The sequence below is a fragment of the Dietzia aerolata genome (assembly GCF_014144865.1).
Taxonomy (GTDB): Bacteria; Actinomycetota; Actinomycetes; order Mycobacteriales; family Mycobacteriaceae; genus Dietzia; species Dietzia aerolata.
The window spans coordinates 1-11519 of record NZ_JAALDM010000275.1; the positions used below are offsets into that span (position 1 = coordinate 1).

The window sequence follows — 11519 nt, forward strand, 5'->3', positions numbered from 1 at the left end:
CGCCTCATACGGGATCGACCCCGACGGCGGCCTGTGGGCCTGGGGCGGGAACCGTCGGACCGGCCCGTTCGAGACGCAGGGGCGCCTGCCTCAGCTGGTGCCGCTGCCCGGACCGGCCCGGGAGGTCTCCGGCAACGTTGTGTTGCTGGGTCCGCCGAACTGATTCGGGGCCACGCCTGCCGCCAGTTTCCCTGCCGCCGGTTATTCCTGCAGTGCGTCCCCTATGGGAGCTGGAAATCGTCCCCGGACGCGGTGACTATCCCCCGCTCGACGAGGTCGTCGAGATGTTTGACGCACACGGCCCGCTCCATGGGGTCACCGAACATCGGGCGCGCCCCCGGCCGGTAGAGGACTCCTCGGCCCACCATGTCGTCGACCTGCGACACCCCGGAGCCGACCAGCTCGAGAATTCGGGATTCGCGGACGTCGATCATCGAGGCGTATCCCTCGAGTGCGGCCAGGTACTCGGCCCGCTCGAAGAACGGCCCCTTGTGGTGGAACGCGGCGTAGCTGTCCGCCTCGATCCGTCGGCAGAGTTCGACCGTGCGCCGCATGTCACCGAGGTCGGCGCTGCGATCACTGTAGAGCGGACCGAAACCGGACAGATCGACGTCGGCCAGAAAAAGCACTCCATCTGGTTCGATGAGGAACCCACAGTGCCCAGCCGTGTGTCCGGGCATCGGGATGACCGTCGCCGTCACGCCTCCACCGAGGTCGAGCACCCGGTCGTCGGTGAAGGTCTCGACGTCCGGGATCGGAGCCCAGTCGAACTGCTCGATGATTTCTGCTTCCCACTCGCCGCGGGCGAAGCCCATCTCGGCGACGAAGTGCTCCCAGTCGCGGACCGGGTCGGCGTCGTTCTCGTGCACCATCACCGGTCCGGTGCGGCGTCCCGCCCCGACCGTGTGGTCCTCGTGGAAATGGCTGAGTACCAGCAGGTCAGCCGACGTGGGATCGAGATGGAGTGCGGAGTCGAGGAGCACGACGCTCTCCCCCGCCCGGATCTCCAGCGGGTTTCCGTCCGGGTAGCGGCCGCTGTGCGGCCCGACCAGTTGGTCGACGTTCGGCCCGAGACGGATCCGTCGGGTGTTCACGGGGGAAGCCTCCGCTCGGGCGTGACAACCAGCGCTCAGTACTCCTCAGCGCAGGGCGGGATGTGGTGCGCGCGGAGGGAATCGAACCCCCGACCGCTGGTGTGTAAAACCAGAGCTCTAACCGCTGAGCTACGCGCGCGTTCCACCGATGCGATGAGCGCACCGGTGCAGGTGAGAGTAGCGCACCCGAGCCGTCAGCCGATCGCCGCCCCTCCACCGCGGGCGACAGGTCGGCACCGGTGTCGGGCTCGCGCGAGGCCGCTCTCCGGCCCCGGGAAACGTACTTACTTCCGAGGCGCGCTGTTCTTGCGCAGGGTGAGCCGGCTGCCCGCCCACTCGCCGAGCGCGGCGGTACGGGTCTGCAGCATCCCCGCGGTCTGGGCGGATTCCGCGATGACCGCGGGTTCAACGTGTCCGTCCAGTCCTGTCTTGGGGGTGAGGACCCACACGGAACCGTCATCGGTCAGTGGGGTGACGGCATCCATCAGCCGGTCCACGAGGTCACCATCGCCGGCGCGCCACCAGAGCAGCACTGCGTCGACCACCTCGTCGGTGTCCTCCTCCAGCAACTCTGATCCGACGGCGTCCTCGATAGCCTCGCTGATCGACTCGTCACAGTCGGAATCCCATCCGACCTCCTGTACGAGCATGCCCTCCGCCAGTTCGAGCTGACCAGAAACCTGGTCCGCTGCGTCCTGCTGGTTCGCCGCGGCGACCACCGTGGTGTTCCTCCCTCATATCCGGGTTGATGTTCTCGGTTCTTTGCTGACTTGAAACAGTACCCGCGTGCGGTCACGGAAGAAACGACTACCGCCGATTTTGCGAGTCTGACGCTGCTCACGTGTCGCCCGTCACGCTTTGGGGCACAATCGAATTTGTGGCCTGACTAACGGCACACGCCCGGCACATCGACGAACCGCCCCACACCCGCGGGAGGTGCGCCGAAGCCGGGCACTGCACCACGACATGGGTGGTGACCCCACCGGGTCACCACGTTTTGAACCGCAGAAGTGAGGACGAGATCGTATGACTCCCCAAGCTGGGCCCGGGGATGGCTCCGCACCCACCAACGTGCCCGTCCTCCGCGAGGGGGTTGCCTCCTACCTCGCGGATACGGATCCCGAGGAAACCCAGGAGTGGATGGATTCTCTCGACGGACTCCTCGCCGAGGCCGGCCCGGAGCGAGCCCGCTATCTGATGCTGCGACTTCTCGAGCGCGCCTCCAAGCAGCGGGTGCCGCTTCCGGCCCTCACCTCGACCGACTACGTCAACACGATTCCCACCAGTCTCGAGCCGCAGTTCCCCGGTGACGAGTCGGTGGAGCGCACCTATCGGCGCTGGATCCGGTGGAACGCCGCGATCATGGTGCACCGGGCCCAGCGTCCCGGCATCGGCGTTGGTGGTCACATTTCGACCTACGCGGGTGCCGCGCCGCTCTACGAGGTGGGCTACAACCACTTCTTCCGCGGCAAGGACCATCCGGGGGGAGGCGACCACATCTTCTTCCAGGGCCACGCCTCACCGGGAATGTACGCCCGCGCCTACCTCGAGGGCCGACTGCGCGAGCATGACCTAGACGGTTTCCGCCAGGAGAAGAGCCACCCCGGCCGGTCACTGCCCTCCTACCCGCACCCGCGGTGCCTACCGGAGTTCTGGGAGTTCCCCACTGTGTCGATGGGGCTGGGCCCCCTCAACGCGATCTTCCAGGCCCGGTTCAACCGGTACCTGCACAACCGTGGGATCACGGACACCTCCCAGCAACACGTCTGGGCATTCCTCGGTGACGGCGAGATGGACGAGGTCGAGTCACGGGGCGCGCTGCAGGTCGCGGCCAACGACGGCCTGGACAACCTCACGTTCGTCATCAACTGCAACCTGCAGCGACTCGACGGTCCGGTGCGCGGCAACGGCCAGATCCTGCAGGAGCTCGAGTCCTACTTCAGTGGTGCCGGCTGGAACGTCATCAAGGTGGTCTGGGGCCGCGAGTGGGACAAGCTCTTCGAGAAGGACACCGAGGGCGCGCTCGTCTCCCTGATGAACTCTGTCTCCGACGGTGACTACCAGACGTTCCGCGCCAACGACGGCGCGTGGATCCGTGAACACTTCTTCGGTCGCGACCCACGCACCGCGAAGCTCGTCGAGCACATGACCGACGAGGAGATCTGGGCGCTGCGCCGCGGCGGCCACGACTACCGGAAGATCCACGCCGCCTACAAGGCCGCCCTGGAGCACACCGGGCAGCCGACGGTGATCCTGGCCCACACCATCAAGGGGTTCGGTCTCGGTCAGAACTTCGAGGGCCGCAACGCGACCCACCAGATGAAGAAGCTGACCCTGGATGACCTGAAGCAGTTCCGCGACACGCAGAAGATCCCCATCACCGATGAGGAACTCGAGGCGGATCCGACGCAGCCTCCGTACTACAACCCCGGCCCGAATTCGCCCGAGATCCGCTACATGCTCGAGCGTCGCTCGGCACTCGGCGGGCACGTGCCCGAACGCCGACAGACGTTCACCCCCTTGCATGTCCCGGATCTCGACAAGCTGAAGTCACTTCGCAAGGGATCGGGCAAGCAGTCCGTGGCCACGACGATGGCGTTGGTGCGGACCGTCAAGGAACTCATGCGCGAGGAGGGACTGAAGGACCGCTTCGTCCCGATCATCCCCGACGAGGCCCGCACCTTCGGCATGGACTCGTGGTTCCCGACACTGAAGATCTACAACCCGCACGGGCAGAACTACACGTCGGTCGACCACGACCTCATGCTGAGCTACAAAGAGGCCAAGAACGGCCAGATCATGCATGAGGGGATCAGCGAGGCCGGTTCCGTGGCGGAGTTCACCGCTGCGGGTTCTTCCTACGCCACACACGGCGAGCCCATGATCCCGCTGTACATCTTCTATTCGATGTTCGGCTTCCAGCGCACCGGCGACGGCATCTGGGCCGCCTCCGACCAGTTGTCCCGCGGGTTCCTTCTGGGCGCGACCGCAGGCCGCACGACCCTCACCGGTGAGGGGCTGCAGCACATGGACGGCCACTCCCCTCTGCTGGCCGCCACCAACCCGGGGATCATCTCCTACGACCCGGCCTGGGGCTACGAGGTCGCGCACATCATCCGTGCCGGCATCGAGCGCATGTACGGTCCCGGGGCTGCACACGAGACCGAGACCGACGGAATCGACCGCAACGTCTCGTACTACATCACCCTGTACAACGAGCCCGTCCCGCAGCCGGCCGAGCCCGAGGACCTGGACGCCGATGCACTGCTGCGGGGCCTGTACCGCTTCAGCAAGGCCAAGAGCGGCACGCACAAGGCGTCGATTCTCGCCTCCGGTGTGGCAATGTACGCGGCGGTGGAAGCCCAGAAGATCCTTGCCGAGAAGTGGGATGTCGCCGCCGAGTTGTGGTCTGCGACGTCCTGGACCGAACTCGCGCGGGACGGGTTCGAATGCGAGCGACACGAACTGCGCCACCCGGATCAGCAGCCGCGTGTCCCGTTTGTCACCGCTGCGCTGGCAGACTCTCAGGGCCCGAAGGTCGCGGTGAGTGATTTCCAGAAGGCGGTGCCGGATCAGATCCGCGCCTGGGTGCCCGGCGACTTCACCGTGCTGGGCTGCGACGGCTTCGGATTCTCCGACACCCGGCCCGCGGCCCGTCGCTTCTTCAACACCGACACCGAGTCGATCATCGTCGCCGTCCTCGCCGGCCTGGCCCGTGAGGGCACCATCGACAAGCGGACGCTGCTGGAGGCCGCCCGGCTCTACCAGATCGACGACGTGATGGCGGCCCCCGAGCCGACGACAGATCCCGGAGTGGCGTGACCGAGACGACCGACCCCACGCCCGGGGCGCAGGAGAACCAGACGATCCGGCGGCGGGCCGCCACGCCGCCGGATCAGCGCCCCGTGTCGGACGCGCTCCTCAAGCGCATCACCCGGTATTCGGGAACGCTGTCCACCGAAGCGGTCCGTGCACTCGAGGTGGAATTGCCGTTCTTCGCCGAGTTGTCCGCGGACCAGCGGGCCGAGATCCAGTTGATCATCCAGAGCGCGGTCCGGGACTTCGTCACCTGGATGCGCAATCCGGAGGCCCAGCACACCGATACGATCGCCGGATTCAAGTTGCTGCCCAAAGGCCTCGGGCAGGGTTTGACCCTGCAGCAGACCGTGCAGTTGGTCCGTTCGACACTCGAGTACTTCGAGCTGGTGATGCCGCGCATCACGCACAACGAACGGCAACGTGGATTGATGATCGCCGCCGTGCTGAAGTTCGGGCGGGAATTGGGCTTCACCGCGGCATCGGTGTACGCGGCGGCCGCCGAGAACCGTGGCGCCTGGGACACCCGCATGGAGGCGATGATCGTCGACGCGGTCGTCCGCGGCGACCAGTACGCGGACCTGACCTCCGGCGCCTCTGCCCTGAACTGGGACCCGACGACCGCCGCGACGGTCATCATCGGCACACCGAGAGATGATCTGGGGCTGGCCTCGGTGACATCGGTGCACAAGGCGGCGATAGCGTCCGGCCGCCACGCTCTGGCCGTCGTTCAGGGTGCGCGCCTCGTCGTCATCCTCTCCGGCGAACCCGAGGGCTCCGTCGTCGTACCGCAGGCCGTGCTCGACGCGTTCTCCCCGGATGGCCCCGTCGTCCACGGACACACCGTGGGAACCCTGGTCGAGGCACCCGACAGTGCAGCCGAGGCCCTGTCGGGTGCGTCGGCGGTCAGCGGGTGGCCCGGCGCACCCCGCCCGGTCGCGGCGATCGACCTCTTGCCCGAGCGGGTCCTCGGCGGCGACCGAGGAGCCGCCACCACTCTCGTGGAGCGCGTGGTGACACCTCTGCGGGGTGCCGACCAGTCGGTCGAAACCACCCTGCGGGCGTATCTCGACTCCGGCGGGCACGTCGAGAAATGTGCCCGCGAGTTGTATGTCCATCCCAATACCGTGCGCTACCGCTTGAAAAGAGTGAGCCAAATCACTGACTTCGACCCACTCAATGCCAGAGACGCATTTGTGCTCAGAATCGCCCTGGTTCTCGGGAAGTTCGCCGATGGCGGATCACAGGAAACCTAAATAATCACTCTCGTCACATCGTGTAACGAAACAGACTTCGCGACAGATGGCATGCCAGTCAGCTTGGCTTTTGTAGGAACTCTACAAAATCTTGATTCTGTTTCTGGCTTGGAGGACATCAGTGGAACCGGTCCTGGACGTGTTGTCTGATATCCGTGCTTTGCCTTACTGCTCCCGGACAAGGGTCCCAGAAGGCCGGGATGCTCGCCCCCTGGCTCGAGCTTCCCGGCGCCCGCCGCCGTATCGATGAGTGGTCCGCTTCCAGTGGACTCGACCTCGAGCGGCTGGGCACCACAGCGACCCTGCAGGACATCACCGACACCGCGGTGACCCAGCCACTCGTCGTGGCCTCCGCGCTCCTTGGTGCCGCAGAGCTCCGTCGCCGCGGTCAGATCCCCGCGGACACGGTCGTCGCGGGCCATTCGATTGGCGAGGTCGCAGCCCTTGCGATCGCCGGCGTCATCTCCGAATCGGATGCTCTGCACCTCGCCGCCGTACGTGGTGCCGCGATGTCACGGGCATGCGCGGACCGGCCCACCGGAATGATCGCGGTTCTCGGCGGAGTCGAGGCCGATGTGCTCCTAGCCCTGGAGAATGCCGGACTGACGCCCGCGAACCGCAATGGTGCGGGACAGATCGTCGCCGCCGGCCCTCTCGAGGCCTGCGATGCCCTGGAGCAGAATCCGCCGAGCCGCGCGCGTCTGCGGCGCCTTGAGGTGGCCGGCGCGTTCCATACCCAGTTCATGGCGTCGGCCGTGGATGAGGTCAGCGAGCTCGCCGCCTCGATCGAGGTGAACGATCCGGAGATGACCCTGCTGTCCAATGCGGACGGCATTGCGGTCCCCACCGGTCGCGAGGCACTTGATCGAGTGGTCTCCCAGATCACGAGTCCGGTCCGCTGGGACCTGTGCACGCAGACCATGCTCAAGCTCGGGGTCGACACGTTCGTCGAGCTGCCACCTTCGGGCGCACTCGTCGGGCTGGCCAAGCGGATGATGCGCGAAGTCTCCCGCTACGGATTCACCAGCCCCGAGGATCTCGAGCAGACGCTCGACTCCGTTCCCGCCCTCAGCGGCGCATAGACCACACCCACCTACCCCCCGCGGGAGTCGGCACCAGCCGGCAATCGCGCCTGTCGTTCGTCGCGTCCACCCGACACGTCGCAACCCAACCGAAAGGACACCACATGGCACGCACCGAGGCCGAGATCATCGCAGGACTGGCAGAGATCGTCGAGGAGGTCACCGGAATTGAACCCTCCGAGGTGACCCCGGAGAAGTCCTTTGTCGATGACCTCGACATCGATTCGCTCTCCATGGTGGAGATCGCCGTGCAGACCGAGGACCGCTACGGGGTGGAGATCCCCGACGAGGACCTCGCGAAGTTGCGTACCGTGCAGGATGCGGTCGACTACATCCAGAAGATCGACCAGGCCTGATATCCGGCTCCGCAGGAATGTGGGGACGCGCTCAGGGCCGAAAGGTGCGGTCGGTGCACCACGTCGAGCCCGCGTCCCCGCCTTCTTCGGGGCACACCACTTCAACAAGGCCCGCCACGTGCGGGCCACCGGGTAGAACGACCCGGACCGGGACGGGGGTCCCGATCCGAGGTCTCCACCCACCAGCCAGTCCGGGGGTCCGTTTAAGGCGCACTCTCCCTCACCGGGACATGCGCCAAGGAAAGGACTGCACTCATGACCATCACCAGCACCGTGAACCAGAACACTGAGATAGACCCGCGCGACCCCGTCGCCCGACTTGAGAATCTCTTCGATCCCGCTTCGCTGGAATTCATCACCGAGCCCGACGCCTCGGGTGCACTCGCCGCGCGCGGGCTCATCGACGGCGTCGCCACCATCGCCTACGCCACTGACGCCACCGTCATGGGCGGCGCCATGGGCCTGGACGGGTGCCGCCACATCGTCCGCGCCATCGACGTCGCCATCGACGAGGACCTGCCCGTCGTGGGTGTATGGCACTCGGGTGGAGCCCGCCTGGCCGAGGGCGTCGAGGCGCTGCATGCCGTGGGCACCGTCTTTGAGGCCATGGTCCGCGCCTCGGGTCGCGTTCCGCAGATCTCGGTCGTCCTCGGGCCCGCCGCCGGCGGTGCCGCCTACGGCCCGGCCCTGACCGACGTCGTGATCATGGCTCCGGACGGAAAGGTGTTCGTCACCGGCCCCGCCGTGGTACGTGATGTCACCGGCGAGCAGGTCGACATGGATGGCCTGGGCGGCCAGGACGTGCACCACCGCAAGTCGGGCGTGTGCCACATCGCGGCGGATGACGAGCGGGACGCCCTGCACCGGGCCCGTCGCCTCGTGACGCTGCTGTCGGCGCAGGGAGAGTTCGACCAGCGCGCGCTCGAGTCCGATCACACGGACCTGGCGGGGCTGCTGCCCGAGTCCCCCAAGCGCGCCTACGACGTGCGTCCGCTCGTACACGGCGTTCTCGACTCCTCCGAACTCGACGGCAGCACGACGTTCGAGGAACTCCAGGCCAAGTGGGCCCCCAGCATCGTGGTCGGATTCGGCCGGATCGCCGGCCGCACGGTCGGCGTGATCGCCAACAACCCGCTTCGGCTGGGCGGCTGCCTGAACTCCGAGTCGGCCGAAAAGGCCTCGCGCTTCGTCCGTCTCTGCAACGCCTTCGGTGTTCCGCTGGTGGTGATCGTGGATGTCCCCGGTTACCTGCCCGGTGTCTCGCAGGAGTGGGAGGGCGTCGTCCGCCGCGGCGCCAAGCTCCTGCACGCGTTCGCGGAAGCTTCGGTCGCGCGAGTCACCCTGGTGACCCGCAAGATCTACGGTGGCGCCTACATCGCGATGAATTCGCGCGCCCTGGGCGCCTCGGCCGTGTTCGCGTGGCCGGACGCGGAGGTGGCCGTGATGGGCGCCAAGGCTGCGGTCGGCATCCTGCACAAGCGCACCCTGGCCGCCGCGCCCGAGGATGAGCGCGAGGAGCTCCACGAGCGCCTGGCCGAGGAGCACGCAGCCATCGCCGGTGGCGTCGGGCGTGCGGTGTCGATCGGCGTGGTGGACGAGGTCATCGAGCCCACCGACACCCGTCGTCGTCTCGCCGAGGCGCTGGACGCCGCTGCGCACACCCGCGGCGAGCACAAGAACATCCCGCTGTGATCTGAGATTGTCGCCCCCTGGCCTCTGGGCTCGGGGGCGACAGCGCTGCCCGCCCGTCCCCCGGGCGGGCCGCAGTCACAAGAAAACGCCCGCCCCCGGAAAGTCCTTTCCGGGGGCGGGCGTTTGGGGTCGTGAGTGCGGTAGCGCCTGTCGGCTCAGCCGACGCGCGAGAGCCAGGTGACCTCGGCCATGACGGGGTGGCCACGGAGCGGCTCGAGCGCGCGGTCCCAGGCGCCACCCAGTTCGGCGTCAACGGCGGCGTGGAACGCCGCGGGTCCACCCGCCATGAGGTGCCGCAGGCGGTTCTCGCCGAGCACGACGTCGCCGCTGGCGCCCGTCTGCCCGCGCCACATACCCAACTCGGGTGTGTGCGAGAAGCGTTCGCCGTCGACGAGGTCGCTCGGGTCCTCGGTGACCTCGAAGGCCAGCATGGACCACTTGGCCAATGCGTCGGCCAGGCGTGCGCCGGTACCGACCGGGCCGATCCAGTCCACGATCGCCTTGCGGGCGCCTGGCTGGGCCGGCTGGTCTTCCCAGCGCATGGCCGATGTCGCGTCGAGAATGCTCGCGAGAGCCCACTCGACGTGTGGACACAACGCGGTAGGCGCGGCGTGGATGAACACCACGCCGGTTGTCGTATCCGCGAAATGGTTATGGTCAGACATCACTTCACTCCCGACTCACTGAGGGACGTCTTCCCCAACGACCTCATGAAATCGTGTGAATGATGTTGCTTGTGTTGTTGTTGTTTACCACTGTGCCTCAAGTGAATGACTTACACCAGTGACACTTCTGGATTCTCAGCAAAGTTACAGCACCGTGATTCCGCGGATCCGTCCGCACCGCGGCGTGTCGCGAGGTCCGCCGTCAACCGGCAGCACGGCACAGCCCTACTGCAATGCCAGATCTTCAACACCCGCCCGCGGGAACGAGACGTGCCGACGAATCCGCGCGGAAAAACCGCGCGGCGCGGTCCCCCACCGGGAGGTCAGCCCCCGAGCGCGTCCCCGTGGTTCGTCCGCGCGGTGACGGCGTCGACGACCCGGTCGGACAGCGCCGGCCAGAGCGGCTTGGCCCAGTCCCCGAAGTCGCGGTCGGTGAGCACGACCAGCCCGGTCGCGATCTCCGGCTGGACCCACAGCAGCGTGCCGGACTGTCCGAAATGCCCGAACGTCGCCGGCGAGTTGTGCTGACCGGTCCAGTGCGGGTGCTTGGCCCCGCGCAGTTCGAAACCCAGCCCCCATTCGCAGGGCTTGTGCATGCCGTACCCGGGAACGAGCCCGTCGAGTCCGACGAACTGTTCGGTCACGGCCTCGGCGAGCGTCTCGGACGCCAGCAACCGCGGCGAGACGAGCTCGCGCGTGAACGCCACGAGATCGGACAGGCTGCCGGAGGCGCCGTGGCCGGCGGAGCCCTCGAGCGTCGTGGAGCTCATCCCCAGCGGCTGGCACACCGCCTCGTCCAGGTAGTCGGTGAACGCGATACCGGTGGCGTCCGCGATGTGGTCGACGAGGACCTCGAAGCCGGCGGAGGAATAGATGCGTCGCTCCCCCGGCCCGGTCCGGACCTTGTCGCGGTCAGCGAAGTCCAGGCCCGAGGCGTGCGCGAGCAGGTGCCGTACCGTCGATCCCTCCGGTCCCGCCGGGTCGTCGAGGGTGATGGCCTCCTCCTCGACCGCCAGCAGTGCCGCCAGGGCGACGATCGGCTTGGTGACCGAGGCGAGCCTGTAGACGCGCTCGTCGTCGCCGTGTGCGGCCAGCACGCCGTCCGGCCCCACCACCGCCGCCGAGACGTTGTCCACCGGCCAGTCCTCGACGGTGGCGAGCGCCTTCACGAGCTGGTCCTGCGTCATCGGTGCCTCCCTGACGTTCGTGCAATGCGGTGGTGACCGCCAGTCTGTCAGGTGCGCGGCACGTCCCGCCGCCGGAATCCCACGAGTCCCGCGGCCACGAGCGCGAGGATCACCGCGAGCAGCACCACCACGCCCGTGGTGTCGACGGGACCTGACGGTGCGTCGCCCACCGCGCCGAACGGGGACAGGCGCATCTGGGCGTCGGTGAGTTGGAGGGTGGGACCCATGAAGGAGACGACGACGGCGACGACGAACACCGCCCACGCCAGGGTCTGCAGCCGCGGGGCGAGCCCGAACAGCCCGACGGACAGGGCCGCGAACACCAGAACGGCGGGCAACTGCCACAGCCCGGCGGCAGCGATCGAACCGAA

Annotated in this window: 10 protein-coding genes and 1 tRNA gene; 5 read left to right on the plus strand and 6 right to left on the minus strand. The window is 67.4% G+C overall.

Going from position 1 to position 11519, the window contains the following annotated elements; translation table 11 throughout:
- Positions 1–221: 221 nt before the first annotated feature.
- From G6016_RS14635 to G6016_RS14645, 3 genes are all read right to left on the minus strand, one after another.
- Positions 222–1094, minus strand: a complete 873-nt coding sequence (locus G6016_RS14635) for an MBL fold metallo-hydrolase (RefSeq protein WP_182633352.1) — start codon at positions 1092–1094, stop codon at positions 222–224.
- A 63-nt stretch (positions 1095–1157) separates the two neighbouring features.
- Positions 1158–1233, minus strand: a tRNA-Val gene (locus tag G6016_RS14640).
- A gap of 145 nt (positions 1234–1378) precedes the next feature.
- Complete coding sequence (locus G6016_RS14645) at positions 1379–1813, minus strand: DUF3052 family protein (RefSeq protein ID WP_182633353.1); 435 nt, start codon at positions 1811–1813, stop codon at positions 1379–1381.
- A gap of 307 nt (positions 1814–2120) precedes the next feature.
- Between G6016_RS14645 and aceE the strand changes: the two genes are divergently transcribed.
- From aceE to G6016_RS14670, 5 genes are all read left to right on the plus strand, one after another.
- Complete coding sequence (gene aceE / locus G6016_RS14650; RefSeq protein WP_182633354.1) at positions 2121–4916, plus strand: pyruvate dehydrogenase (acetyl-transferring), homodimeric type; 2796 nt, start codon at positions 2121–2123, stop codon at positions 4914–4916.
- Positions 4913–6166 (plus strand): helix-turn-helix domain-containing protein, encoded by a 1254-nt coding sequence (locus G6016_RS17730; protein WP_182633355.1) that lies wholly within the window; start codon positions 4913–4915, stop codon positions 6164–6166. Before aceE ends, G6016_RS17730 begins: the two co-directional genes overlap by 4 nt.
- Before the next feature lie 155 nt (positions 6167–6321).
- A complete protein-coding gene (locus G6016_RS14660) occupies positions 6322–7248 on the plus strand; it encodes an acyltransferase domain-containing protein (RefSeq protein WP_182633356.1) in 927 nt (308 codons plus the stop codon).
- Positions 7249–7352: 104 nt separating this feature from the next.
- Positions 7353–7604, plus strand: coding sequence for a meromycolate extension acyl carrier protein AcpM (gene acpM, locus G6016_RS14665; RefSeq protein WP_182633357.1), 252 nt, complete (start codon positions 7353–7355; stop codon positions 7602–7604).
- Positions 7605–7859: 255 nt separating this feature from the next.
- Complete coding sequence (locus G6016_RS14670; RefSeq protein ID WP_182633358.1) at positions 7860–9296, plus strand: acyl-CoA carboxylase subunit beta; 1437 nt, start codon at positions 7860–7862, stop codon at positions 9294–9296.
- Positions 9297–9451: 155 nt separating this feature from the next.
- Here the strand turns inward: G6016_RS14670 and G6016_RS14675 are convergent, their stop codons facing one another.
- The 3 genes from G6016_RS14675 to G6016_RS14685 form a co-directional block, all read right to left on the minus strand.
- The gene (locus G6016_RS14675; protein WP_182633359.1) at positions 9452–9961 is read right to left on the minus strand and encodes a DUF3145 domain-containing protein; all 510 of its coding nucleotides are present in this window, start codon (positions 9959–9961) and stop codon (positions 9452–9454) included.
- A 323-nt stretch (positions 9962–10284) separates the two neighbouring features.
- Entirely contained in the window at positions 10285–11130 is an 846-nt protein-coding gene (locus tag G6016_RS14680) for a serine hydrolase (RefSeq protein WP_182633360.1), read from the minus strand.
- Between the two features lie 65 nt (positions 11131–11195).
- Positions 11196–11519 (minus strand): efflux permease Rv1217c-related protein (locus tag G6016_RS14685; protein ID WP_522731194.1); only part of this gene is annotated, 324 nt, incomplete at its 5' end.

Coding starts and splice junctions, on each gene's coding strand:
- G6016_RS14670 (WP_182633358.1), top strand. CDS start 7,860: ATGACCATCACCAGCACCGTGAACCAGAACACTGAGATAGACCCGCGC.
- acpM (WP_182633357.1), top strand. CDS start 7,353: ATGGCACGCACCGAGGCCGAGATCATCGCAGGACTGGCAGAGATCGTC.
- G6016_RS14675 (WP_182633359.1), bottom strand. CDS start 9,961: ATGTCTGACCATAACCATTTCGCGGATACGACAACCGGCGTGGTGTTC.
- aceE (WP_182633354.1), top strand. CDS start 2,121: ATGACTCCCCAAGCTGGGCCCGGGGATGGCTCCGCACCCACCAACGTG.